Source organism: Phytopseudomonas flavescens, assembly GCF_900100535.1.
Taxonomy (GTDB): domain Bacteria; phylum Pseudomonadota; class Gammaproteobacteria; order Pseudomonadales; family Pseudomonadaceae; genus Aquipseudomonas; species Aquipseudomonas flavescens.
In genome coordinates this window covers 28214-51497 of sequence record NZ_FNDG01000002.1, presented here as the reverse complement: position 1 = coordinate 51497, position 23284 = coordinate 28214, and the positions used below count along the sequence as shown (strand labels likewise).

Annotated in this window: 26 protein-coding genes; 11 read left to right on the top strand and 15 right to left on the bottom strand. The window is 63.4% G+C overall.

Annotated elements, in window-relative coordinates:
* Positions 1-2 precede the first annotated feature (2 nt).
* Positions 3-989, top strand: coding sequence for an alpha-L-glutamate ligase-like protein (locus BLR94_RS02375; RefSeq protein WP_084303441.1), 987 nt, complete (start codon positions 3-5; stop codon positions 987-989).
* Between the two features lie 112 nt (positions 990-1101).
* The gene (locus BLR94_RS02370) at positions 1102-1722 is read left to right on the top strand and encodes a phosphoadenosine phosphosulfate reductase domain-containing protein (protein WP_084303442.1); all 621 of its coding nucleotides are present in this window, start codon (positions 1102-1104) and stop codon (positions 1720-1722) included.
* Between the two features lie 63 nt (positions 1723-1785).
* On the opposite strand, the gene cysB is transcribed toward BLR94_RS02370, so the two are convergent.
* The 3 genes from cysB to BLR94_RS27050 form a co-directional block, all read right to left on the bottom strand.
* Complete coding sequence (cysB, locus tag BLR94_RS02365) at positions 1786-2760, bottom strand: HTH-type transcriptional regulator CysB (protein WP_084303443.1); 975 nt, start codon at positions 2758-2760, stop codon at positions 1786-1788.
* A 104-nt stretch (positions 2761-2864) separates the two neighbouring features.
* A complete protein-coding gene (locus BLR94_RS02360; RefSeq protein WP_084303444.1) occupies positions 2865-3362 on the bottom strand; it encodes a universal stress protein in 498 nt (165 codons plus the stop codon).
* Positions 3359-3637, bottom strand: coding sequence for a hypothetical protein (locus BLR94_RS27050; RefSeq protein WP_139207406.1), 279 nt, complete (start codon positions 3635-3637; stop codon positions 3359-3361). Before BLR94_RS27050 ends, BLR94_RS02360 begins: the two co-directional genes overlap by 4 nt.
* 129 nt (positions 3638-3766) lie before the next feature.
* Here BLR94_RS27050 and BLR94_RS02355 point away from each other — a divergent pair, with 129 nt between their 5' ends.
* Positions 3767-4183, top strand: a complete 417-nt coding sequence (locus BLR94_RS02355) for a PilZ domain-containing protein (protein ID WP_084303445.1) — start codon at positions 3767-3769, stop codon at positions 4181-4183.
* A 133-nt stretch (positions 4184-4316) separates the two neighbouring features.
* Complete coding sequence (locus tag BLR94_RS02350; RefSeq protein ID WP_084303446.1) at positions 4317-5393, top strand: 3-deoxy-7-phosphoheptulonate synthase; 1077 nt, start codon at positions 4317-4319, stop codon at positions 5391-5393.
* Between the two features lie 60 nt (positions 5394-5453).
* On the opposite strand, the gene BLR94_RS02345 is transcribed toward BLR94_RS02350, so the two are convergent.
* A complete protein-coding gene (locus tag BLR94_RS02345) occupies positions 5454-5735 on the bottom strand; it encodes a GNAT family N-acetyltransferase (protein ID WP_084303447.1) in 282 nt (93 codons plus the stop codon).
* A gap of 376 nt (positions 5736-6111) precedes the next feature.
* On the opposite strand from BLR94_RS02345, the gene oprI reads away from it, so the two are divergent.
* The gene (gene oprI, locus BLR94_RS02340; RefSeq protein ID WP_042553774.1) at positions 6112-6363 is read left to right on the top strand and encodes an outer membrane lipoprotei OprI; all 252 of its coding nucleotides are present in this window, start codon (positions 6112-6114) and stop codon (positions 6361-6363) included.
* 119 nt (positions 6364-6482) lie between these two features.
* Here oprI and BLR94_RS02335 read toward each other — a convergent pair whose 3' ends face one another.
* The 3 genes from BLR94_RS02335 to BLR94_RS02325 are packed head-to-tail and all read right to left on the bottom strand — an operon-like array spanning position 6483 to position 8454.
* Complete coding sequence (locus BLR94_RS02335; RefSeq protein WP_084303448.1) at positions 6483-7439, bottom strand: L,D-transpeptidase family protein; 957 nt, start codon at positions 7437-7439, stop codon at positions 6483-6485.
* Positions 7440-7496: 57 nt separating this feature from the next.
* Positions 7497-7778 carry a hypothetical protein gene (locus BLR94_RS02330; RefSeq protein WP_084303449.1) on the bottom strand — a complete coding sequence of 94 codons (282 nt, stop codon included), beginning with the start codon at positions 7776-7778 and terminating at the stop codon, positions 7497-7499.
* Between the two features lie 58 nt (positions 7779-7836).
* Entirely contained in the window at positions 7837-8454 is a 618-nt protein-coding gene (locus BLR94_RS02325) for an arylesterase (RefSeq protein WP_084303450.1), read from the bottom strand.
* Positions 8455-8464: 10 nt separating this feature from the next.
* Here BLR94_RS02325 and BLR94_RS02320 point away from each other — a divergent pair, with 10 nt between their 5' ends.
* From BLR94_RS02320 to greB, 3 genes are read left to right on the top strand one after another with little or no spacing between them, the layout of a single operon-like run.
* Positions 8465-9148 (top strand): ABC transporter ATP-binding protein, encoded by a 684-nt coding sequence (locus BLR94_RS02320; protein ID WP_084303451.1) that lies wholly within the window; start codon positions 8465-8467, stop codon positions 9146-9148.
* Positions 9148-11652 (top strand): ABC transporter permease, encoded by a 2505-nt coding sequence (locus tag BLR94_RS02315; protein WP_084303452.1) that lies wholly within the window; start codon positions 9148-9150, stop codon positions 11650-11652. The genes BLR94_RS02320 and BLR94_RS02315 overlap by 1 nt, the downstream gene beginning before the upstream one ends.
* A gap of 33 nt (positions 11653-11685) precedes the next feature.
* Entirely contained in the window at positions 11686-12183 is a 498-nt protein-coding gene (gene greB, locus BLR94_RS02310) for a transcription elongation factor GreB (protein ID WP_084303453.1), read from the top strand.
* On the opposite strand, the gene BLR94_RS02305 is transcribed toward greB, so the two are convergent.
* From BLR94_RS02305 to BLR94_RS02295, 3 genes are all read right to left on the bottom strand, one after another.
* Complete coding sequence (locus BLR94_RS02305) at positions 12184-12483, bottom strand: hypothetical protein (protein WP_084303454.1); 300 nt, start codon at positions 12481-12483, stop codon at positions 12184-12186.
* Positions 12484-12701: 218 nt separating this feature from the next.
* Positions 12702-13136 (bottom strand): DoxX family protein, encoded by a 435-nt coding sequence (locus tag BLR94_RS02300; protein WP_084303455.1) that lies wholly within the window; start codon positions 13134-13136, stop codon positions 12702-12704.
* A gap of 101 nt (positions 13137-13237) precedes the next feature.
* A complete protein-coding gene (locus tag BLR94_RS02295) occupies positions 13238-14650 on the bottom strand; it encodes an MltF family protein (RefSeq protein WP_084303456.1) in 1413 nt (470 codons plus the stop codon).
* A gap of 206 nt (positions 14651-14856) precedes the next feature.
* Here BLR94_RS02295 and BLR94_RS02290 point away from each other — a divergent pair, with 206 nt between their 5' ends.
* The 3 genes from BLR94_RS02290 (at position 14857) to BLR94_RS02280 (ending at position 17684) form a co-directional block, all read left to right on the top strand.
* Positions 14857-15702, top strand: coding sequence for a TatD family hydrolase (locus BLR94_RS02290; protein ID WP_084303457.1), 846 nt, complete (start codon positions 14857-14859; stop codon positions 15700-15702).
* A gap of 161 nt (positions 15703-15863) precedes the next feature.
* Positions 15864-17348 (top strand): methyl-accepting chemotaxis protein, encoded by a 1485-nt coding sequence (locus BLR94_RS02285; RefSeq protein WP_084303458.1) that lies wholly within the window; start codon positions 15864-15866, stop codon positions 17346-17348.
* Between the two features lie 105 nt (positions 17349-17453).
* A complete protein-coding gene (locus tag BLR94_RS02280; RefSeq protein WP_084303459.1) occupies positions 17454-17684 on the top strand; it encodes a hypothetical protein in 231 nt (76 codons plus the stop codon).
* Here the strand turns inward: BLR94_RS02280 and BLR94_RS02275 are convergent.
* The 5 genes from BLR94_RS02275 to BLR94_RS02255 form a co-directional block, all read right to left on the bottom strand.
* On the bottom strand, positions 17660-18457 hold the full coding sequence (locus tag BLR94_RS02275; RefSeq protein ID WP_084303460.1) for an acyl-CoA thioesterase: 798 nt from the start codon (positions 18455-18457) through the stop codon (positions 17660-17662). The genes BLR94_RS02280 and BLR94_RS02275 overlap by 25 nt on opposite strands.
* 104 nt (positions 18458-18561) lie before the next feature.
* Positions 18562-19323, bottom strand: a complete 762-nt coding sequence (locus BLR94_RS02270) for a CHAD domain-containing protein (RefSeq protein WP_084303461.1) — start codon at positions 19321-19323, stop codon at positions 18562-18564.
* 22 nt (positions 19324-19345) lie between these two features.
* Positions 19346-21340, bottom strand: coding sequence for a transglutaminase TgpA family protein (locus BLR94_RS02265; protein WP_084303462.1), 1995 nt, complete (start codon positions 21338-21340; stop codon positions 19346-19348).
* The gene (locus tag BLR94_RS02260; RefSeq protein WP_084303463.1) at positions 21337-22293 is read right to left on the bottom strand and encodes a DUF58 domain-containing protein; all 957 of its coding nucleotides are present in this window, start codon (positions 22291-22293) and stop codon (positions 21337-21339) included. Before BLR94_RS02260 ends, BLR94_RS02265 begins: the two co-directional genes overlap by 4 nt.
* Positions 22290-23207, bottom strand: coding sequence for an AAA family ATPase (locus BLR94_RS02255; RefSeq protein WP_084303464.1), 918 nt, complete (start codon positions 23205-23207; stop codon positions 22290-22292). The genes BLR94_RS02260 and BLR94_RS02255 overlap by 4 nt, the downstream gene beginning before the upstream one ends.
* Positions 23208-23284 lie beyond the last annotated feature (77 nt).

The window sequence follows — 23284 nt, the reverse complement described above, 5'->3', positions numbered from 1 at the left end:
CAATGCTAGGTCTCTGGAAAACCTGGAAGGCCCTTGAAGCCAAAGGCATCATGGGCATCAACCGACGCAATGCGGACTACGTGCTGAAGTACAACAAACGGCACCTGTACCCTATCGTCGACGACAAGATCATCACCAAGGAGCGGGCGATCGAGGCCGGCATCCACGTGCCGGAAATGTATGGGGTGATCTCCACCGAGAAGGAAATCGACAACCTCGACGCGATAATTGGCGAACGCAGCGACTTCGTCGTCAAGCCAGCCCAGGGCGCCGGCGGTGACGGCATCCTGGTGATCGCCGACCGCTTCGAGGATCGCTTCAAGACGGTATCGGGCAAGATCGTCAGTCACTCCGAGATCGAACAGCAGATTTCCAGCATCCTCTCGGGGCTCTACTCCCTTGGCGGACACCGGGATCGCGCACTGATCGAATACCGGGTGACCCCGGACGCCATCTTCAAGAGCATCAGCTACGAGGGCGTTCCGGACATCCGCATCATCGTCCTGATGGGCTACCCGGTGATGGCCATGCTGCGCCTGCCAACCCGCCAGTCCGGGGGCAAGGCCAACCTGCACCAGGGTGCCATCGGCGTCGGTGTGGATCTCGCCACCGGGGTGACCCTTCGCGGCACCTGGCTCAACAACAAGATCACCAAGCACCCGGACACCACCAATGCGGTGGACGGCGTGCAACTGCCGAACTGGGATGGCTTCATGAAGCTCGCCGCAGGCTGTTACGAGCTCTGCGGCCTGGGCTACATCGGTGTGGACATGGTGCTGGACCAGGACAAGGGCCCGCTGATTCTCGAACTCAACGCGCGCCCCGGCCTGAACATCCAGATCGCCAACGACTGTGGCCTGACCCATCGCGCCCATGCGGTGGAGGCTCGCCTGGAAGAACTGGCGGCCAAGGGCATACAGGAAAATGCCGAAGAGCGCACCCGTTTCTCCCAGGAGCTGTTCGGCCATATTCCACCGGCCGAACTCTAAGGCCACGCCCTGGCAGCTCGTCGCCGCCAGGGTATCTCCCCACTGCCCGCGTGTCCCCACCAGCGCGATTTGCTACCATCGGCCTCCTCATGCACATGCCCTGGAGCCCGCAATGGATCTTGACCTGGACAGACTCAACGCCGAATTCGCCAACCAGCCGGAAAAGCTGGTCGAGTGGGCAATCGGCCTGGGCAGACCAGCGATCTGCACCACCAACTTTCGCCCGTTCGAAGCGGTCATTCTGCACATGGTGAGCCAGGTCAAGGCCGATATCCCCATCGTCTGGATGGACAGCGGCTACAACACCGACGCGACCTATGCATTTGCCGATGAGGTGACCCGCCAACTCGGCCTGAACCTGATCACTTACCTGCCCAAGCGCAGCCGCGCCCACCGTGAGGCCATCGACGGCCCGACACCGGCACTGGACGACCCGCGCCATGCCGCGTTCACCGAGGAGGTCAAGCTCGAGCCCTTTGCCCGCGCCCTGCGTGAAACCGCGCCAAGCGTCTGGTTCACGGCGCTGCGCGCCACCGATACGGCTGTGCGCGCACAGATGCAGCCGATAAGCATCAACCCGGATGGCTTGATCAAGGTCGCACCGCTGTTGCACTGGTCATCCAAGGACCTGTACCAGTACCTCACCACCCATGGCCTGCCGAACAACTTCGACTATTTCGACCCCACCAAGGGTGAAGACAACCGTGAGTGCGGCCTGCACCTGAGCCATTGAATCAAGCTGCAAGTCAGAAGCCGCGTGAACCATGCTTCTACTTGCAGTTTGTCGCCAATGCCGTCAGTGCAGCGGCAGCTCCACGCCCTTGAACAGCTCTTCGAGCTCGACCTTGTTGTGGCACTGCACGGCCTTGGCCAGCACATCACGGGTCAGGTGCGGGGCGAACTTCTCGATGAAGTCGCACATGAAGCCACGCAGGAAAGTGCCACGGCGAAAGCCGATCTTGGTCACACTGGACTCGAACAGCTCGCTGGCATCGAGTACCACGAGATCCGGGTCGAGGGTCGGATCGATGGCCATCTTGGCCACGATGCCAACGCCGAGGCCCAGGCGCACGTAGGTCTTGATCACATCGGCATCGGCTGCGGTGAACACCACCTTGGGCGTGAGGCCGCGGTGACTGAACGCTTCATCGAGCTTGGAGCGACCGGTGAAACCGAAGGTGTAAGTGACGATTTCGTGTTCGGCCAGCGCTTCCAGGGTCAACTTGGGCAGTTTCGCCAACGGGTGGCCCTGAGGCACGATCACACAGCGATTCCAGCGGTAGCAGGGCATCATCACCAGATCGTTGAACTGCTCGAGACCTTCGGTGGCGATGGCGAAATCGACGGTGCCGTCGGCGGCCATCTCGGCGATTTGCGTAGGCGTCCCCTGATGCATGTGCAGGGCGACCTCAGGGTACTGCTTGATGAAACCGCTGATTACCGTGGGCAGCGCATAGCGCGCCTGGGTGTGGGTGGTGGCGATGGAAAGCGTGCCCTTCTTTTCGTTGGAGAACTCCTGAGCGATCTGCTTGATGCTCTCGACCTTGCGCAGGATCTCCCCGGCCGTCGTGATGATCCGCTCACCTGCTGGCGTCACTCGCGTCAAATGCTTGCCACTGCGGGCGAACACCTCCACACCCAACTCGTCTTCGAGCAGACGGATCTGTTTGCTGATACCGGGCTGCGAGGTATAGAGGCTCTGCGCGGTGGCTGAAACGTTGAGGTCATGGTGCGCGACTTCCCAGATGTAGCGCAGTTGCTGAAGCTTCATAGAATTCCCTCAAAGCGAATAGGCAGCCTGATCGTCGGCCCGATATATAACCATATTAATGGTTGAGACAGTAGATATAGATTTTTTTGTGGGTCGCGCGGCGATCATTCGTAACGGGAGCGGTGCTGCAGCATGGGCACCAGGTAGACCGGCACATCAGATAATTGCAGTAACCTCGACGCTGTCCTGCCCATCGGAACCTCAAGCGCTGCGCCATGGCTGTGACTGCCTACGACCAGTAAATCCACCTCGAGTTTCTGCGCTTCTTCGAGGATGGACAGGGGCGGGTCGCCGCGCAGCACCCGTACGGAACCGATCAGTTCGAGATCGTCACGGTTGTCGCCCAGCTCGTCGCGAAAGCCCTCGAGGACTCGCAGCTCGATGCTGCTCATCACCGTTTCAAGGCCCGTGCTGCGCAATTCCTTGAGGCGTGACTCGTCGACGTAGGTCTGCAGGACCGACTCGGCGAACAGCCCCATTGGCTCGACCACATGCACGACATAGAGCCGTGCCCCGAAGCTGCGGGCCATGGCCAATGCGTGCTGCAGGACGTAAGGAGCATAAAGGCCGAGATCGGTTGCATAGAGAATCGAACGAATCATGCGGCCTCCTCGGCTGCCGACACGGCGGCGCCTCGCTTGAGCTTAGCAGCGCCATACAGAAATGAACGAAAACACCCGTAGGCCGGCGGCGGCGCCATGTACCACAGCAGCAGCCCGAACCTGGAAGCAGCAAGCTTAGGCGATACGCGCCAGCCGTTGTGTGAAATCGCCTGGTTATCCTGAACCGCCAGGTCGACACGCCGTAATACCACGCATCCGGCCATCCAATAGAAAGGCAGCAATAGCAACGGCAGTCGCCACGTGATCAGCGGCAAGCGTCAGGTCAACCATGACCCGCCTGGAGAGCTCGGTAATCGCGGATTGGTATCAAAATCGGTGAGTTCCAATCTCCTCGCTATACTCGCTGGGGTCTGTCCCTTCGATAGAGGTTGGAGTGATCGTTCATGCGGCGCTTTCTTCGTCATAGCAGTGATCTACCCGTGGAGTTGCGCTTGCGCAGACAGACCCCCTCTGCCTTGCAACGCCTGGACAACATCGGCCTGGGCGGCGCAGCCTGCTACTCGCCCCGTGCGCTTTCACGGGGAAGCGCGGTGGAATTGCACATTCCACTCCTCGGCGAACGGGCCTGCCATCCCGGGCTGGTCGCCTGGTGCTGCAAGCAGTCCGAGGCCTATCTGGTCGGCATCGCCTTCGCCGGGCACGACGCCGGGCTGCGCACCTACATGGTCGAGCAGGTGTGCCGCATCGAACAATACCGCAGGCACCGTGAACAGCAGGTCGGCCATGCTCTCCCTCTGGAGCTGATCGCCGGCGAATGGCAGGAGCAGCACGCCAGCACCTTTAAAGCCCCCACATCCTGAATTTCATTGTCTAGCCGGTCGCTAACGCGCTAAGGTTCCCGTTCCCCGCTGTGCCCATAACGCTGTGCCCGCTGTACGGGGATCGCAGGCGGCCGGCTCCCGTGACCCGATGACGCAATTGATGAAAAGCACGATGGCTGATTTACCGATCAACGACCTCAACGTCGCCTGCAACGAAACCCTCATTACCCCAGAGCAGCTCAAACTCGAGATTCCACTGACCGAGCGCGCACAGCACACGGTGTCCGCCGGCCGCCAGGTGGTGCGTGACATCCTCGACGGCAAGGATCATCGCCTGTTCGTGGTTGTCGGCCCCTGCTCCATCCACGATATCAAGGCGGCTCGTGAGTATGCCGAACGCCTGAAGGTGCTCGCCGGGGAAGTTTCCGACACGCTCTATCTGGTGATGCGCGTTTACTTCGAGAAGCCGCGCACCACCATCGGCTGGAAAGGCCTGATCAACGATCCTTACCTCGACGACTCGTTCAAGATCCAGGACGGCCTGCACATAGGCCGCAAGCTGCTGCTCGATCTCGCTGAAATGGGCCTGCCCACTGCCACCGAAGCACTGGACCCGATCTCGCCCCAGTATCTGCAGGACCTGATCAGCTGGTCTGCCATTGGCGCACGCACCACCGAATCGCAGACCCACCGCGAAATGGCGTCGGGCCTGTCGTCGGCCGTGGGTTTCAAGAACGGTACCGACGGTGGCCTGACCGTCGCCATCAACGCCCTGCAATCGGTTTCCAGCCCACACCGTTTCCTGGGTATCAACCAGCAGGGCGGCGTGTCGATCGTCACCACCAAGGGCAACGCCTACGGTCACGTGGTGCTGCGCGGCGGCAATGGCAAGCCGAACTACGATTCGGTCAGCGTGACCCTTTGCGAACAGGAACTGAAAAAGGCCGGTATCCAGCCAAACATCATGGTCGACTGCAGCCACGCCAACTCCAACAAGGATCCAGCCCTGCAGCCGCTGGTGATGGACAATGTCGCCAACCAGATACTCGAGGGCAACCAGTCGATCGTCGGCCTGATGGTCGAGAGCCATCTGGGCTGGGGCAGCCAGTCGATCCCGAAAGACCTGCAGCAGCTCACCTACGGCGTGTCGATCACCGATGCCTGCATCGACTGGGAGAGCACCGAGAAAACCCTGCGCGGCATGCACGCCAAACTCAAGGACGTACTGCCGAAGCGCAAACGCGGCTGACCGTCCGTACCCATGAAAACGCCGGGCATATGCCCGGCGTTTTTGTTTCCAGCCTACGGCTCACCCTTGCTCGGTGGAGCCCTCGAGACGCGCCATGTAACGTTCCACATATGAACAGGACGGAATTACCGTGTAGCCCGTACGCTGCGCATAATCGAGCGCGGTCTGGGTCAGGGCCGCTGCTATGCCCCGGCCCCGTAGCGCGTTGGGCACGAAGGTGCGATAGATATCCAGCGTCTGCTTGCCCAGATCCATGTAAGAGAGGTAAGCGCGATCCCCATCCACTGTGGTCTCGAACTGGTGACCGTCAAGGTCATGGTGAATGGACAGTGGCTCGCTCATTACGACTCCTCTCGATTAAGTCGAACATCGACATCCAGCCAGCACGGACTGGGAACATTCGGTAACAATCACGACATAAAGCCATTCTAGATGATAAAGGGCAAGGCGAAATCCGCTCCCACCGAAATCGAAGCCGTCCTGTAAAAATGCTGCTGGTGATTCAGCGATCGTTCGGCAGGCCCTGTCGCTTCCGGCGAGTGGCCAATGCCGCGCACCGCGCCGATCTCGGAGCGCGTGGCAGGCCTGGAAAAAAAATCGGAACCCTGGCCCAGCGTCCGTTTACTTACTAAAAGTTACAGGTAGTATGTACGCCGGTCATTTTCCAGGTTAGGGATGTGGCTTCAATAAGCAAAAAACTTACCCCAAGGGGAACACGATGAACAACGTTCTGAAATTCTCTGCTCTGGCTCTGGCCGCAGTTCTGGCTACCGGTTGCAGCAGCGTTACCAAAGAAACCGAAGCTCGCCTGACTGCAACCGAAGACGCAGCAGCTCGCTCGCAAGCCCGTGCCGACGAAGCCTATCGCAAGGCTGACGAAGCGCTGGCCGCTGCTCAGAAGGCTCAGCAAACCGCTGACGAAGCCAATGAGCGCGCTCTGCGTATGCTGGAAAAAGCCAGCCGCAAGTAATAGCCCCACGGCTAGAAAAAACCGGCCCAATGGGCCGGTTTTTTTTGGCCGATGGCCTTTGATCTGCTGAGTGCAAAACGGCCGGGCAATCCCAGGGGGTTCAAGCCTGCCGCAAGGGCTCAGAGGGCTGGCGACTGCACCTGGATTACCGCGTCCTGGGGTGCCGCGATCTCGACCGGCAGACCGTCCTGCGCCGCAACCACCTCACGCACCACCTCCCAATCCAGATTCTGCGCATTCAGGTCGCTGCGCTTGATCAATGCGTTGACCACCGCAGCGTGCTGATCACCGGGCGGTACGCCCTCCTCCTCGCCCAGCGGCGCATGGGCCTCAAGGTAGACCTTGCCGTTGCTCACGCCGAACTTGTAGGGCTCGTCGATAATGCGCACGGGCGTGCCCACAGGCACCTTGTCGGCCAGCTCGAGCACATTGTTGTTGAGCATGCGGAAACAACCGTGGCTCACCCGCATGCCAATACCGAATTTCTTGTTCGAGCCGTGGATCAGGTAGCCGGGAACGGAAAGCGACATCTTGTAAGGCCCCAGAGGATTGTCAGGACCAGGGGGGACGTAGTTGGGCAATGGATCGCCGTCAGCGGCGTGCTCGTCACGAATCGATTGCGGCGGGTACCAGCCGGGATTCGGCGTCTTTGCAGTGATGCGCGCATCGGTGACTGGCGAGTTCCAGCCCTCACGGCCGATTCCCAGCGGGTAGGTGTAGACGACGTCCTGACCTTTGGGGAAGTAGTAAAGACGGTACTCAGGCAAATTGATGACGATGCCCTCGCGAGGGCCCGGCGGCAGAATGAAGCGCGTCGGCAGGACGATATCGGTGCCCTCGCCCGGCAGCCAGGCATCGACGCCGGGATTGGCGGCGACCATTTCCAGATACCCCAGGTCGTTGGCAGTGCCGATATCGGCGAAAGTGTCTTCGTAACGGGCCTTGATCACCTGGATTTCACCCACGACATCCTCGCCAGGTGGTGGCAGCGGCAGCTCCATCGCGACAGCAGAACCGGTCAGACAGAACGCACTCAACGACAGACAGCGGGCGAGAGCTGAAACGCGCGGCGACATGCAGGAAACCCTTGAGGTGGAAATGAGAGAGGGATGAAGTGTATACCGCTGCCCGGTTCAGCGTCCCGGCCAGGCTGGCCGCTCCCCGCGCCGTTGTGCTTCCAGCGTCGTCAGGCAGACCCGGCACAGGCGCCGATCCTGCAACATGGGACGCTGCAGGTCACGCCACAGTGGCTGTGCAGGCAGCAGACCGCCACACAGCGTGCGGTCGGCATGGCCACCCAGCTCCAACTGACGAGCGACCAGGTGTACACGAACCTCACGGCAGGCGAACAGGTCGAGCTGTTCGTCGGGCTCGATCAGTTGATAGGCGTACAGGGACCAGACGGGTCGCAGCATGGGGGGCTCCAGGGCGGGGGCGCCACATTAGCCGAAACGCCGTCGGTGGAAAAGCCCGTCAGAGCAACGGTTTCAGGGTTGGCCAGACATTTTCCAGCAGCTGTGGCTGTGCCTCCACAGCAGGGTGCACGCCATCCTCCTGCATCAGCGTGTCGACGCCGCCCACCCCCTCGAGAAGAAACGGCACCAGCGGCACGTTCTTCTCGCTTGCCAGGTCGTCATAGACCTTGGCAAAGGCGGTGGTGTAGCGCTCCCCGTAGTTGGGCGGAATGCGCATCCCCAGCAACAGCACCTTGGCGCCGGACTCGCGAGAGGCATCGATCATCGATGCAAGATTCTGTTGCAATTGGCTCGGCGGCAAACCACGCAGCCCATCGTTGCCACCCAGCTCCACGATAACCAGATCGGGGTGATGCTCGGCAAGCAGCGCCGGCAGCCGCGCGGCGCCGCCTGCGCTGGTGTCGCCGCTGATCGAGGCATTCACCAGCCGATGCTCGAAACCCTCGCTGCGCAGGCGCTCGTCGAGGAGATGAACCCAGCCCTGGCGGGTATCCATGCCAAAAGCCGCGCTGATACTATCGCCGACGACCAGCACGGTCGCCGCCTGCGCCACCTGCCCCGCGATCTGCCCCCAGAGCAGCAGGCCGAGAACGGCTCCCTTCCATATCGCACGCATCGGATTCCTCATGAGCTCAAGCATTCTGTCTGCGCAGAACCTTAACAAAGTGGTTTCCAGCGCGGAAGGCGAGTTGACCATCTTGCACGACCTTTCCCTGGATCTGGAAAAAGGCGGCAGCCTGGCCATCGTCGGCAGTTCGGGCTCGGGCAAATCCACCCTGCTCGGCCTGCTGGCCGGACTCGACCTGCCCAGCAACGGACGCATCCTGCTGGCCGGTAACGACCTGGGAAGCCTCGGCGAAGACGAACGCGCCAGGGTGCGGGCCGAGCACGTCGGCTTCGTGTTCCAGTCCTTCCAGTTGCTCGACAGCCTCAACGCCCTGGAAAACGTCATGCTGCCGCTGGAGCTGGAAGGCCGAAGCGATGCCCGCCAGCGTGCCACGCAGCTGCTCGAGCGGGTCGGCCTGGGCGCCCGCCTGAGCCATACTCCGCGCCAGCTTTCCGGTGGCGAGCAACAGCGCGTTGCCATCGCACGTGCCTTTGCCGCCGATCCGGACGTACTGTTCGCCGACGAACCCACCGGCAACCTGGACAGCCACACCGGCGAGCGGATCAGCGACCTGCTGTTCGAGCTGAATCAGGAACGTGGCGCCACCCTGGTACTGGTTACCCACGATGAGCGCCTGGCGGCCCGCTGCCAGCGCCTCATCCGCCTGGAGGGTGGCCACCTCGTGGCACCGGTGGTCGCCTGATGAAATCCTTGTCCTTCTTCAGCCTGCTGTCGCTTGCAGGCCGGCAACTGCTGCGCGACGCCCGTGCCGGCGAATTGCGTGTACTGTTTTTCGCCCTGCTGATCGCCGTCGCGTCGAGCACCGCCATCGGCTACTTCGGCGCCCGCCTGAATGAAGGCATGAGCTTGCGTGCGACCGAGTTCCTCGGTGCCGACCTGATTCTGCGCGGCAGCGCGCCGGCATCTGCCGAGCAGATCGACGCAGGCACGTCACGGGGCCTGGAACACGCCCAGGTGGTCGAGTTTTCCAGCGTGATCGCCAGCGACGAGGGCATCCAGCTGGCCAGCGTCAAAGCCGCCGGCAATGGCTATCCACTGCGCGGCGAACTGAAGAGCGCTGTCGAGCCCTACGCCGAGGAAGCGGTCAGCCAGGGCCCACGACCCGGCGAAGTCTGGGCCGAAGCGCGCTTGCTGGCTGCCCTGAATCTGCAAACCGGGGACGACATCGAGGTCGGCGCCAAGACCCTGCGCCTGACGCGCGTACTGACCTACCTGCCGGACGAAGCCGGCGACTTCTACAGCCTGACGCCTCACGTGCTGATGCACTTGGACGACCTGCCCGCCACCCGGGTGGTACAACCGGGCAGCCGGGTCCGCTACATCGAACAATGGAATGGCCCGAGCGATGCCCTGGCCAGCTATCGCCAGGCCCTCGAACCAGGCCTCGCCGCCCACCAGCGCTTCGATGATGCCCGGGATGGCAGCCGCAGCGTCGGCGGTGCCCTCGATCGCGCCGAGCGCTACCTGAACCTGGCCAGCCTGGCCGCCGTTCTGCTGGCCGGGGTCGCCGTGGCGCTGTCCGCCGCGCGCTTCGCCAGCCGGCGCTTCGATGCCAGCGCGCTGCTGCGCTGCCTGGGCCTGTCACGTCGCCAGGCACTTGGCCTGTTCAGTCTGCAACTGGCAATTCTCGGCCTGGTCGCCAGCCTCAGCGGCGCCCTGCTCGGCTGGCTCGCTCAGCAGTTGCTGTTCCAGTTGCTACAAGGTTTGCTGCCCACCCAGATTCCTCCGGGCGGCTTGTGGCCGGCACTGGCGGGTATCGCTACGGGCCTGGTGGCACTGGCCGGTTTCGCCCTGCCGCCACTGGCGGCCCTTGGCCGCGTGCCGCCACTGCGCGTGCTGCGTCGCGACATGCTGCCGGTGCCGGCCAGCTCCTGGCTGGTGTACGGCACCGCCCTGCTCGCCCTGGGGCTGATCATGTGGCGTCTGAGTCTGGATTTGCCATTGACCCTGGCACTGCTCGGCGGCGGCCTGGTCACCGCACTGCTGCTCGGCGGCCTGTTGTTGCTCGGCTTGCAGAGCCTGCGCCGCCTGCTGGCTCGTGCCTCGTTGCCATGGCGCCTGGGGCTTGGTCAATTGCTGCGCCGCCCCCTGGCAGCCGCCGGGCAGTCCCTGGCCTTCGGCCTGATCCTGCTGGCCATGGCGTTGATCGCGCTGCTGCGCGGCGAACTGCTGGACACCTGGCAGGATCAGTTGCCCGCCGACGCCCCCAACCATTTCGCACTCAATGTGCTACCCGCCGAGCGGGACGCCTTCGCCGCACGCCTGGAGCAACTGTCACCCCACCCAGCGCCACTCTACCCGGTCGTGCCGGGCCGGCTGGTGATGGTCAACGGCGATCCGGTTCGCCAGTACGTCAGCAAGGACTCCCGTGGCGAGCGCGCGGTACGCCGCGACCTCAGCCTGACCTGGGGTGCCGACCTGCCGGAGGGCAATACTCTCACCGCAGGCCAGTGGTGGACAGGCGAAAAGAGCCAGCAACTGCCCGGCGTATCGGTGGAAGACGAGCTGGCGCAAAGTCTGCAGATCAAGCTGGGTGACCGCCTGACGTTCAGTGTGGGTGGCGTCAACCGCGATGCTGTCGTGACCAGCCTGCGCGAAGTCGACTGGAACAACTTCCAGCCCAACTTCTTCATGATCTTCGAACCTGGCACCCTGCAGGATCTGCCGGTCACCTACCTGACCAGCTTCTACCTGCCGCCACAGCAGGAGCGGCAACTGGTCGAGCTGTCACGGGCGTTTCCGTCGGTCACCCTGCTGCAGGTCGAGGCGCTGCTCAATCAACTGCGCAGCATCCTCGCCCAGGTCACCATCGCCATCGAGTTCGTCCTGCTGTTCGTCCTCGCGGCCGGTCTGGCCGTACTGTTCGCCGGCCTGCAGTCGACGCTGGACGAACGCATTCATCAGGGGGCCCTGCTGCGCGCCCTGGGCGCGGAGCGCAAGCTGCTGATTCAGGCTCGTCGTGCCGAGTTCGGCCTGCTCGGCGCAACCAGCGGTCTGCTGGCGGCCCTTGGCTGTGAGCTGGTCAGCTTCCTGCTCTACCGCTTCGCCTTCCAGATGGCCTGGCAGCCACATCCCTGGCTGCTGTTGCTGCCGCTGATCGGTGCGCTGCTGGTCGCCACCGCTGGCGTGCTGGGCACTCGGCGCTCCCTGGATGCCAGCCCCCTCACCGTTCTGCGCGAGGGTTGATAGACTGCACGTCCGCACCAGACCGAGCCCAGCATGAGCCGATACCGCCCACCCCGCGCCGCCGGAACGCCTCTCATCACCCCCGAAGGTGAGGCGCATCTGCGCGCAGAGCTGCACGAACTCTGGCACGTACGCCGCCCTGAGGTGACGCGCTCGGTCAGCGAGGCGGCCGCACAGGGTGACCGCTCCGAGAACGCGGAATACACCTACGGCAAGAAAATGCTGCGGGAAATCGACAGCCGCGTGCGTTTTCTCACCAAGCGCCTGGAAAAGCTCAAGGTGGTCGACACGCGTCCAAGCGATCCACACAAAGTCTATTTCGGCGCCTGGGTGACCCTCGAAGATGAAGACGGCAACGCCTCGCGCTACCGCATCGTCGGCCCCGACGAACTCGACCTGAAGCTCAACCTGATCAGCATTGATTCACCGCTTGCGCGGGCGCTGATCGGCAAGGGGCTGGACGCCGAAGTGCGTGTGGAAACGCCAACCGGCGACAAGTACTGGTACGTCATCACCATCGACTATCCGTAGTCAGCGCAGGGTGATCAGCCCCTGTCGGGCGATACGCGTCAGTTGGCCGAGGGCCCCGGCGCTGGGGCGTTGCAGCACCGCGAAGTCGAAGCTGTCATCGGCGAAGCGTTGCAATGAGTCGCCGTCTTCGGCGAACTGCACCAGAAAGGCACGGCGTCCCTGGCGGCGACTGGGCCAGCCATCGAGATAACGCAACAGTGTCGGCTGATGAGTGCCGCAGAGCAGGATGCGTGGATTACGCCGGATCAGACCGGAAGTGATGGGAACGATACGAATCTGCGTGGCCTGTGGGCAGGTCATGGGTGTTTGTCTCCGCCTCGAAAAACCCGCTGGGCAGCGGTGAGAGGCAACACCGAACCAGCGCTTTAGCGGAATTTCGAGACTCGTTGAAGAATCCCTGAGGCGCCCCGCAAGTAGCTGTTTAAATCGGCGCAGACGGCAATCCTAGAGAGTTGCGGATCGCCCTGTCAATAACGAAGAAAGCCCGCATCAGCGGGCTTTGCAGAGACTGGTGTCGCTTAACCGGCGATGCGCTTGTCGAGGGACAGGCGGCCAGCACCTTCGATCAGCAGTGCCAGCGTGGCTGCCATCAATGCCAGGGCGAATTCATAGCCATTGTCGCTCATGAAAAAACCGTTACCGATGTGCACGGAGAAGATGGCCACCAGCAGAGTGAAGCTCAGCACCGCCGCAGCGGGACGCACCAGCAAGCCGATAATCAGCGCCAGGCCACCGAAGAACTCTGCACTGCCGGCCATCAGTGCCATCAGGTAGCCGGGCGCCAGACCGATACTCTCCATCCACTGCGCGACACCCGCCAGGCCGTAACCGCCGAACCAGCCGAACAGTTTCTGCGAACCGTGGGCCACGAACGTGATGCCAACCAATACGCGCAGAATGGTCAGGCCATAGCCTGCACGGGTGGTTACCAGCGATTTGATGAATGTATTCATGGCGCCAATCCTTTACTGATGGAAATGAGATGGCGGCATATTAATTTAATTATCAAATCCTGATACCGAATAAAACCGCTAAAAAAAATCGAATAAATCGATTATTTACCCAGACTCACCGTACGCTTTCCAGGCTCCAGGGAATAGCGCTTGCGTGCATAAGCCAGGTAATACTTGTTGACCGCATTGACGTAACTGACCACGCCCATGCCCAGCTCTTCCATGGCGACGCGCTCTACCTGGAAGAACCATTGATCCGGATTCAGGCCACGCCTGCGGGCTTCCGCACGCAGGCTCTGCACCCGCTGCGGACCGAGGTTGTAGCCGGCCAGGACGAAGGCCATGCGCTCGCGCTCGTTCAGCCGCGGGCTGTTGAAGAAACCACGGCGAATCTTGGCCAGGTACTTGGCGCTGGCTTGCACATTGCTCTCGACCCGGCTGATGTCGCTGACGCCTACGCTGCGCGCAGCGGCCGGCGTGATCTGCATCAACCCGGTCGCGCCACTGCTGCCTCGTGCAACGGGATTCAGGGTCGACTCCTTGAACGCCAGTGCGGCCAGCGCCAGCCAATCGAAATCATGCTGCTCGGCATAGCGTTGCAGGACCGGACGAACCCGCTCCAGGCGCCGCCGCTCGGTGCGGCCCATGGGCGAGTGCACTTTGTAGAGTCGCCGATACACGCGCTGGAACGCGGCATCCTGATCATCGGGCACCCGGTAACCTTGCAGAAAACGGTCGACACTGGCGCTGAGCATCGGCGCATCGCGGCGCATGTACCAACGCATATCGCCCTGGTCATCGAGCACCAGATGGCGATCGACACGCAACTTGGGCATCACCTTGGCCCAACGCTCGGCAATCTGCAGCTCCACGGCGGTGAAGTCGAAGATACCGGCCTGAACCATTTCCAGCACGTCCTCCACAGCGAGCGTCGGGTCCGCCCATTCGACCAGGATCGGCGGCAGCTTGCGTGCCTGGAGTTTCAGGTTGATGCCGTGCAGGGCCTCTTTGGCGATGCTGCCCACCGGCAGCGAGAGGCTGCGCCCGGCCAGTTGCTCGAGACGTTTGTAACGTCGATTGCCCTTTCGCGAAACGATCACCACAGGCACGTCACGACGAATCGCCTCACTGGCGACGATGTTTGCCCCCCTGCCGCCGAGTAGCTCGCCGGGCGCCACCAGATCGCCCTCGCCACGCTGCAGGGCGGCGAGCAACTGATCCTTGCTTTTGGGAATCATCTTCAGACGCAGGCTGCGATCATCTCGTGCATTGCGGTTGAGGTATTGCTCCAGGGCGCGCAGGCGCTGGTACTCGACCCCGATACTTTGCCCCTTGATTTCTCCGGAGCTGTTGCGGCTCTGGTTGACCAGCACCCGCAGTTCGCCACTCTTGCGAATGCCGGGCAAATCACGAACCGCCGCCGGCTGGATCACTTCTACCGGGCCAGCAATGCGCGCCACTGCCGGAACAGGCAGCGAGAGCAACAGGCACAGTACGAGAAGGACACGCAATATCGACGCTCCGGGAAGGAAAGACCGGCCGACCGCCAGGGGCTGTCATCCGCAAGCTGGGCGCGGAGGGTCGCACAGCCAGACTTCTGACGCCAATAATTGTTGACCTTGCCTTACAAAGATCTCACAACCCTTTGTAATCTCTGGCCTTTTAGATGCCTCTGGAAGCTCTGTTATGCTGCGGCCCCCACGTCCCGCAGGGTCACACCATGCAACTCATCGACATCGGCGTCAATCTGACCCACGCAAGCTTCAATGATCAGCGCCAGGCGCTGCTCGACAGAGCGTTCAGCGCGGGCATCTGCCAATTGGTGCTGACCGGCACCAGCCTGGCCGAGAGCGAGCATGCGCTGAGTCTGTGCCGACAGCTGGATCAGAGCGGTGCCCGCCTGTTCAGCACCGCTGGTGTGCACCCCCACGATGCCAGGAACTGGCGCAGCGACGATACGCGCCGGCTACGCACTCTGCTGGCCGAACCTCAAGTGCGTGCAGTGGGTGAGTGCGGCCTGGATTTCAACCGGGACTTCTCCCCGCGTGCCCAGCAGGAAAAGGCCCTCGAGGAGCAGCTCAGCCTGGCAGCGGACCTGCAGATGCCGGTATTCCTGCACGAGCGTGACGCTCACCCGCGTTTCGTACAAATGCTGCGCCATTACCGGGATCGCTTGCCTGCGGCGGTCGTGCACTGTTTCACCGGCGAGCAGCGGGCACTGTTCGATTATCTGGATCTGGACCTGCACATCGGCATCACTGGCTGGATCTGCGATGAACGTCGTGGTGCTCATCTGCATCCGCTGGTCAAGGAGATTCCTGCCGGACGCCTGATGCTGGAAAGCGATGCCCCCTACCTGCTTCCACGCAGTCTGCGGCCGAAACCGAAAAGCGGTCGCAACGAGCCCGCCTACCTCGGCGAGGTACTGCGTGAAGTGGCGCTGCACCGGGGTGAGTCGGAGGCCGAGGTCGCCAGACACACCAGCGCAAGCGCACGCGCCTTTTTCGGCCTGCCCCATCACGACGAGCAGACTGACGAGCAAGCGCCAGACATGCCTAAAGCCTGAGCCGATGTCGCCGTTAACCTGGGAGTAACCGCATCGTTCACGGGGTCGCTGGAAACCGGCGCTTACCTGGCCATTGATTCAGGTCAACGGATCGATGCAAGGCCAGTGAAACAATGGTGGCGCCTTGCCAGCAACCTCATTCATGTCGAGAGCAGAAAAACATGCCCGCCTGGATTCGCGATATCTCCCTGAAACACAAGTTCTGGGCGGTCAATGCCGTCGCTTTCTTCACCACCCTGTTGCTCGTCCTGTTCGCCATGCACCAGGAACAGAATTCCTTCGCCCAGGCGGCTCGCCAGGGTGCGCAAACACAGGCGAGCCTGGTTGCCGCCTGGCCGGCGGCAAGCGAGTTGCCAGGCACCACCGGCCTTATCCCGTTCACGACGAGCGAACCGCCGCGCCTGCCAGGCTCAGCAGATGCCCGCACACTGCTCGACGCCCGCGGCTGGATCGACCTGGAGCATGACCGGGTGTTCGGCAGCGATCCGTTGATCGGCGTCCAGGTCGTCGAACGCGGCAGCGACAGGCGGATCGCGGTCCCCGCATACGGCCGCAGCCTGATCCAGGTGTTCGCCGAGCGTGCCGGCAGCTACGCGCTGACGGTCGCCCTGTTGATGCTGACTCTGCTTGGCGCCTCGCAGGTTCTGATCCGCTTCCTGCTCACCCACCTCAATACCCTCAAGGACGTGATGCTGCACGTGGAGAAGAATGGCGACCTGGCCGCGCGCGTTCCCCTGCACAGCCGTGACGAGGTCGGGCAGATGGCCGGCGCCTTCAACGCCATGCAGGACGGCTACCAACGTGTCGTCGGCACCGTCGTCCAGGCCGCCTCGAGACTGGATGACGGCACTGGGCGTTTGGCGCGAAGCATGAAGGACGTGCGCCAGGGCATGCTCGGCCAGCAGAGCGAAACCGATCAGGCAGCCACTGCCATCAACGAAATGTCGACCACCGTTCACAACATTGCCGAACATGCGGCGACGACCCGTGACCAGTCGCAGAATGCCGACCAGTTGGCCGGCGTTGGCCAGGCCGTGGTCAGTCGCGTCGTGCATTCCATCACGGGGCTTTCCAGCGGTGTCCAGCAGACGGCGACGATGATCCAGCAGGTCGCGGGCGACAGCCAGAAGATCAGCAGTGTGGTCAACGTCATTCATGGCATTGCCGAACAGACCAACCTGCTGGCCCTCAACGCCGCCATCGAAGCCGCCCGTGCAGGCGAGATGGGCCGCGGTTTCGCCGTGGTGGCCGATGAAGTGCGCAACCTGGCCAAGCGCGTGCAGGACTCGACGGACGAGATCACCAGCATGATCGGCACCCTGCAGGCTGGCACCCGCGACGCCGTGGAGTTCATGCAGGAGAGTTCGCTCAAGGCCGACGATTGCGTGCGGGCCGCCCACGAAGCCGGCGAGGCCCTGGCTGCGATCACCGGTGCAGTGGCGCAGATGCGCGAGAGCAACACACAGATCGCCGTGGCTGCCGAACAGCAGAGCCAGGTGGCCGAGGAAATGACCCGCTCGGTGATCGGTATCCGCGACGTCACCGAGCAGACCGTCCAGCAGACCCTGGAGTCGGCAACCACCAGCAGTGAGCTGGCAGAACTGGCGGGTGAACTGTCGCGGGCCATCCGACAGCTCAAGCCGTAGGGCATGGACAGATAGTGCAAAAGCTATCTGCCACATAGCAGGGATCAATTCGCTGCCGGGCATGCGGCGCCATAGACTGGCTCCATCTGATGCAGGAGACCGCCCATGACCACGCAAACCGCCCCCCTCGCCCAGCCAGACAGCAGTGAATCGCTCGACATGCCAATGCTGGCGATTGCCTTGCCGCTCTTGCTGGTGTCACTGGCCCTGGCCGGCAGTGGCTCGGGCCCACTGGCGCTGGTGCTGTCCGCTTTGGGCGCCATCGCCGCCTATGCACTGGCACGCCAGGCGCTGCTGCCAGCCACCGAGACTCAGCCGAATACCATCACGGTCTGACGGCTGATCGCGAGCAGCTCACCGCCGGGTGTCCACAGCGCCGCTGCGACATGGCCAAAGCCATCGCGGGCGTGTTCGATCTCAGCACGATACAGGCACCATTGATCGGAGGTCAGCGGAACCAACGGCTGGATGAAGTCGATCGTCCAGGTCAAGGAACTGCTGGGGGCCGGCCCTTTGAGCTGCGACAGCAGGGCCGGCGGCCAGGCATCGACGAGCGCCAGCAGGTGCGTCTCATTCAGGGTTTCGATTCGCTGCTGATCGCGAAAACGTACCCAGCCGCCCATCTCGCGTGACTGGCTGCCGCTGAATGGCAAGCCGCCCAGCCCCCAGCGCATCGCCAGGTGACGGATGAACTCCGGCGTGGCCTGTGGGATATAAGCCAGCTCCTGGCTGCTCTCCAGGGCCTCGAACCTGGGTGCAGGCTGCGCGGCGACCCTGACCGAAGAGGTACGAGCGGCGCCGAAGCTACCCTGAACCAGCGCCACGACCTCATCATTCTGAAACGCACGTCCCAACACCTGACTGACTGCCTTGCCCTCGCGCAACACTTCGGCCTCGAAGCGGGTGGCGATGCCCGGTACTACCGGCGCGACGAAGCTGATCGCCAGCGAGCGCGGCGGGCGCTGCACCGGTACCTTGCTGCGCATCACCGCGTACACCAGCGCCGCCACCACGCCACCGAAACTGGCGCGCCCCTGGCTCCAGTCAGGGGGAATCGACAATGCCTCAGGCGTGCGCTGCAACTGCTCCAGCAGTGCGGAGAAATTCATGCTCACCTCCCATGGACGTCTGCCAGATAGTAAGAGACTAGCTGCCCGGCAGCGAGCCTGCGGTGAACGCCAGTTCGGTCATTTGCACGGAGATCCCGGCGTGCTCACGCCAGCGCGGCAAGCAGACGCGCCTGAATCACTTCCGAGGATCGCCCGGCCTCCTCCATCGAATGGCGCCATGGCTGTTCGAATAGCTGCAGATCCTTCTCCGTTTCGGCTCTCGCCAGCCACTGCAGGTGATCGTGCCAGTCGCCGAGCACGGCCTGCGCCTTCTTGAGCAGGCGAACCTGGCCGGCGGACAGCGGCGACAGCTGCGGATACGCCTCTGCCGTGTAGCGCACTCGCTTGATCAACAGGCGAACGCGGTGGCGGTCATGCTCGGCATCACGTAGTGCCTCGACCAGGCGATCACTCTGCTTGCGCAGGTAGCGGCGAACCTTCTTGTGCAAGTCATCCAGCTCACCGCTGGCTTGCTGCCGAGCCAGCTCCTGGGGCCATTCATCCAGTGCCTGAAACAGTGCCGGCAGCGAACGGCTCGCGAGCAACATCGCGTCGCCTCTGGCCCGCTGCGCCACACGCCGGTCGGCAGCGGCATGTCCGCCATACTGCCTCAGGGCGTCGATCAACACCTCCAGATCGCGCAGCGGGCCACTCAAGCGCCCGAGCTCAGCCGCACGCTGCTGCAACGGCTCACTGCCGGCAGCGCCCTTGAGCGGCTTCAACAGGCTGCGCAGCCTGCGCAGGCAGACCCGCAGATCATGCAGCGCCTCAGCATCCGTCTGGGCCCGCAAACGCTCGCGACAGGCGTAGAGCGCTACTTGCAAACGCAGTACCTCATTGCGCAAATTGCTGATGAAACCACTCATTTCGGGTTCTCCTGAAAACCGCTCATTGTGATCGACTCCAACGCCACGGTAGCTGGCGGCGAAGCACCTTCAACTGTCGGATTAGCACGCGCGGAGCTGGCGCCTGCCCCGCGTAGCGCTGCAGTTCATAAGCCTGCAAGAAGGCCTTGATGGCCTCGGCCTGCCCGGGCAGCGCCTGAGTGGCCCGGGCAGCGAAAGCCCGGGGCCCTTCGCCGCCCGCTCGCTGCACGCCGTGCTGCGCCAGCAGGCGCTCGAAGCGCAGGAACACCCGTAGAAGGGAGTCCCGCTCGACGCGCCAGGGCTTGAACAGCCATAACGACAACAGACCCAACAGCAAGCCGCCGCCGCCCACCAATGCGAGTATCAGGCGACTGCTGTCGACTTGACCGAACCAGCGCTGCAGCAATTCGAACTGCTGGGCGCCCTGATAACCGAGAACCCAGCGCTGCCAGCCGTAATTGAGGTCATCCCAGGCCAGACGGATCTCGTTCAGCCAGGTCAGGTTGCGATAGCGCAAGGGCGAGAAAGGCGAATCGGCGAGAAAGCTCTGCTCACCTGCCAAGGCCTGCTCCAGACCTTGCTCGATGCGCTCGGGGGCAACCTGGAAGGTCGGGTCCACGCTCGTCCAGCCTTTTTCCGGCTGCCAGTATTCGACCCAGGCATGGGCATCGAACTGGCGTACCTGCACATAACGACCATTACCGCTCAGCTCCCCCCCCTGATAGCCGGCGACAACCCGGCTGGGAATACCCGCAGCCCGCAGCACGAACGTCATGGCGCCCGCATAGTGGGCGCAGAAGCCACTGCGCGTATCGAACAGGAACTCGTCGATGGAGTCGGCGCCCAGCGGCGTCGGTGTCAGGGTGTAGACGTAAGGCTGGCGGTTGAAGTGGCCGAGCAGCGCGGCGACCAGTTGCTCGTCTTGCGGGTGCTCTTGGCGCAACGCCTGCGCCCAGGCGCGGCTGCGCGCGTCCCCCTGTTCAGGCAGGCGTAGCCAGGTCTGCATGCCATTGCGGCGCTCCTGCGGCTCGCGAATCGCCTGGGGCCAGGAACTGACGTCATAAAGCAGCGCACGGTCCACCGGCCGGTTGCGCTGCAGGCGGAAATCGCCCATCTGCCGGGTGCCCTGCAAGTCGGTCTGGGCGACGTCGAGGGCGAACAGCCAGGGCCGCGTGGTGGGCTGCATGACGATGCTGTAGCGCAACGGCTCACCACGCGGCTGCCATTGCGGCGGTGGCGAAAACTGCGCGACGGTTGATTGCGACCAGCGCCGCCCATCGAAATGATCGAGGGTCAGCGCCCGCCAGTACAGCTCGTTGCGCGGCGGCACCTCGCCCTCGAAACTGGCGCGAAAGGCCAGCTCACCAGAACGGGTCAGCTCGGCGATATCTCCGGGAGCCATGCTGTCGGCAAGGCCGGTGACAGCGCCCCGCTCATTGGCTACAGGTAGCGACCAGAGCGGCCCCAGGCGTGGGAAGAACAGGAACAGCAACAGCATCAGCGGCAGCGCTTGCAGCAGCAGGCTGGCGGATAACCGAAGCGTGCGCCAGGGACGGTTCGCCGTACCGCTCTGCTGCAAGCCGATCAGCGCCGCCAGCAGCGCGCAGACCGGCAGCAGGCTGAATAAGGCGACGAGAATGCTGTCGTCGAACAGGTACGCGGTCACCACCACGAAGAAGCCGAGGAAGATAAGCACCAGCGCGTCGCGGCGGGTGCGCATCTCCAGCAGCTTGAGGATGAAGGCGGCAATCAGCAGCACCACGCCGCCATCCAGCCCCACCAGCGTGCCGCGCGACAGGAACACCCCGAGTGCCGCCAGTCCGATCAGGCCGATGCGCAGCACGCGCGTGGGATAACCGGCACGCATGCGGAAAATCTGTACCCGCCAGAAGGCGCAGCCCAGCCACAGGCCGATCACCCATAGCGGCAGGTGCCCCAGATGCGGCACGATCACCAGCGCCTGCGCCACCAGCAGCCAGGTCAGGCTGATCCGTGGAATGCCCTGAATGGCGCTCATGCGCGGGCTCCGTGCAGCGCCAGGGCACGCAGACACTGCTCGCGGTGGCGCTCGCCGATATCCGCTGCGAACAGGCTGCCAGGCAGATGCAGGGCAAATGGCTGCTGCCGCTCGGAGAGCACCAGCACCCAGTGGCAGAGCAGCGACAGCCGGCTTTCCAGGTCACCGCTCAGCACGTCGAAATCCAGCAGCAGGTCGCGACCGCTCTGGGCGGCGAAATCCTTGACCAGCAGCCCTTGGCCGCGGGAATAGGCCTTCCAATGCAGACGCTTGCGCGAATCGCCCGGCTGGTAGGTTCGCAGCCCCTGGAAATCGTCGCTGCCCTGCCCCCTGCTCAGATGCCCCTGCTCCTGATCGTCTTCGCTGCCGCCGGCGGCCAGCGGCAACTCGCCCTCCAGGGGGCGCGGATAGACCAGCACCGCCTGATCCAGGTCGATCAGACTCCATGCCACCAGCAGGCCGAGAGGAAAGCGGCTTTCCACCCTCAGCCTGCCGGGGTGCAACCAGCCACGGCGCTCGGTCGGCAGGCTCAGCTCGCATTCGGCAGCACCACCGCCGGCGACGTCCTGCTGCAGCGTATCGGCAGGCGGCCAGCCCAGCGCCACGGCTTCATGGCCCCGCCCGCGGCTTTCCAGGCGTACCCGCAAACGTGCCTGCTCGCCGGCGAACACCGCACCGGCGCCAGCGGCATGCAGCACCAATCCGGCCAGGTTGCGGTAGGTATGCAGGATGGCCACCACGAACACCGAGCCCAGCAGGAAGGTCAGCGCGTAGGCCAGGCTGCTCTGGTAATTGATTGCCGCCAGCAGCATCACCAACAGCGCGAACAGAAACGCCACCCCGACCCGCGTCGGCAGGATGAAGATCCTTCGCTGACTGAGTTGGATACTGGCCGCCGCCGGAATGCGCTTGTCCAGCCAGCGACTCCAGCGCTGCTTCAGGGCACTCGTCAAAGCGCAGGAACCTCGCGCAGCAGCCACTGCACCAGTGCCCCGCCGCCATGCCCCGCTGGGTCGGCCTGGTCGCGCAGCCGATGGCCGGCAACCGATGGCAGCACGGCCTGCACGTCCTCGGGAATCACATAATCACGCTGCGCCAGCAGCGCCCAGGCACGCGCCGCGGCCAGCAGGGCCAGGCTGCCCCGCGGCGACAGGCCCCAGGCGAACTGCGGCTGGGTACGCGTGGCGTCGACCAGGCGCAGCACATAATCGACCAGAGCATCGCTGACCCGTACCCTGGGCACCTCGGCCTGCAACTTCGCGAGTTCGACGTGGTTGAGCACCGCTTCCAGGGTTGGCAGCACCGAACGACGGGGTTCGCCCAGCAGCAAGGCCTTCTCCGCCGCGCGCGCCGGATAGCCAAGCGAAAGGCGCATCAGGAAGCGATCCAGTTGCGACTCGGGAAGGGCGAAGGTACCGCTCTGGCTGATCGGATTCTGCGTGGCGATCACGAAGAACGGATCCGGCAGTGGCCGGGTCGCACCCTCGATGGTCACCTGCCCCTCCTCCATGGCCTCCAGCAAGGCGCTCTGGCTCTTTGGGGTGGCCCGGTTGATTTCGTCGGCCAGCACCAGCTCGGCGAAGATGGGCCCGGGATGAAAAAGGAACTGCCCGGTATCCTTGTCGAAGACCGAGGTGCCGAGGATATCGCCCGGCAGCAGATCGGAAGTGAACTGCACGCGCTGGAAACTCAATCCCAGCACCTTGGCGAGGGCGTGGCTGAGGGTGGTCTTGCCCATGCCAGGAAGATCTTCGATCAGCAGGTGACCACGCGCCAGCAGGCAGGTCAGTGCCAGGCGCACCTGTGCTTCCTTGCCGAGCAGCACCTGGTTGACGGTATCCAGGCAGGCATCCAGTTTCGTGTGCATCGTCCACTCCTCATGCAAGTGGCCTGATGCTACTGGCCCAGCCGCAGCGGGCAAAGTGCTACGTAACCTTTGCTGAC

Bases quoted from the DNA above. Each gene is read 5' to 3' on its own strand.
- BLR94_RS02375 (WP_084303441.1), top strand. From the start codon at position 3: ATGCTAGGTCTCTGGAAAACCTGGAAGGCCCTTGAAGCCAAAGGCATC.
- BLR94_RS02370 (WP_084303442.1), top strand. From the start codon at position 1,102: ATGGATCTTGACCTGGACAGACTCAACGCCGAATTCGCCAACCAGCCG.
- cysB (WP_084303443.1), bottom strand. From the start codon at position 2,760: ATGAAGCTTCAGCAACTGCGCTACATCTGGGAAGTCGCGCACCATGAC.
- BLR94_RS02360 (WP_084303444.1), bottom strand. From the start codon at position 3,362: ATGATTCGTTCGATTCTCTATGCAACCGATCTCGGCCTTTATGCTCCT.
- BLR94_RS02355 (WP_084303445.1), top strand. From the start codon at position 3,767: ATGCGGCGCTTTCTTCGTCATAGCAGTGATCTACCCGTGGAGTTGCGC.
- BLR94_RS02350 (WP_084303446.1), top strand. From the start codon at position 4,317: ATGGCTGATTTACCGATCAACGACCTCAACGTCGCCTGCAACGAAACC.
- BLR94_RS02345 (WP_084303447.1), bottom strand. From the start codon at position 5,735: ATGAGCGAGCCACTGTCCATTCACCATGACCTTGACGGTCACCAGTTC.
- oprI (WP_042553774.1), top strand. From the start codon at position 6,112: ATGAACAACGTTCTGAAATTCTCTGCTCTGGCTCTGGCCGCAGTTCTG.
- BLR94_RS02335 (WP_084303448.1), bottom strand. From the start codon at position 7,439: ATGTCGCCGCGCGTTTCAGCTCTCGCCCGCTGTCTGTCGTTGAGTGCG.
- BLR94_RS02330 (WP_084303449.1), bottom strand. From the start codon at position 7,778: ATGCTGCGACCCGTCTGGTCCCTGTACGCCTATCAACTGATCGAGCCC.
- BLR94_RS02325 (WP_084303450.1), bottom strand. From the start codon at position 8,454: ATGCGTGCGATATGGAAGGGAGCCGTTCTCGGCCTGCTGCTCTGGGGG.
- BLR94_RS02320 (WP_084303451.1), top strand. From the start codon at position 8,465: ATGAGCTCAAGCATTCTGTCTGCGCAGAACCTTAACAAAGTGGTTTCC.
- BLR94_RS02315 (WP_084303452.1), top strand. From the start codon at position 9,148: ATGAAATCCTTGTCCTTCTTCAGCCTGCTGTCGCTTGCAGGCCGGCAA.
- greB (WP_084303453.1), top strand. From the start codon at position 11,686: ATGAGCCGATACCGCCCACCCCGCGCCGCCGGAACGCCTCTCATCACC.
- BLR94_RS02305 (WP_084303454.1), bottom strand. From the start codon at position 12,483: ATGACCTGCCCACAGGCCACGCAGATTCGTATCGTTCCCATCACTTCC.
- BLR94_RS02300 (WP_084303455.1), bottom strand. From the start codon at position 13,136: ATGAATACATTCATCAAATCGCTGGTAACCACCCGTGCAGGCTATGGC.
- BLR94_RS02290 (WP_084303457.1), top strand. From the start codon at position 14,857: ATGCAACTCATCGACATCGGCGTCAATCTGACCCACGCAAGCTTCAAT.
- BLR94_RS02285 (WP_084303458.1), top strand. From the start codon at position 15,864: ATGCCCGCCTGGATTCGCGATATCTCCCTGAAACACAAGTTCTGGGCG.
- BLR94_RS02280 (WP_084303459.1), top strand. From the start codon at position 17,454: ATGACCACGCAAACCGCCCCCCTCGCCCAGCCAGACAGCAGTGAATCG.
- BLR94_RS02275 (WP_084303460.1), bottom strand. From the start codon at position 18,457: ATGAATTTCTCCGCACTGCTGGAGCAGTTGCAGCGCACGCCTGAGGCA.
- BLR94_RS02270 (WP_084303461.1), bottom strand. From the start codon at position 19,323: ATGAGTGGTTTCATCAGCAATTTGCGCAATGAGGTACTGCGTTTGCAA.
- BLR94_RS02265 (WP_084303462.1), bottom strand. From the start codon at position 21,340: ATGAGCGCCATTCAGGGCATTCCACGGATCAGCCTGACCTGGCTGCTG.
- BLR94_RS02255 (WP_084303464.1), bottom strand. From the start codon at position 23,207: ATGCACACGAAACTGGATGCCTGCCTGGATACCGTCAACCAGGTGCTG.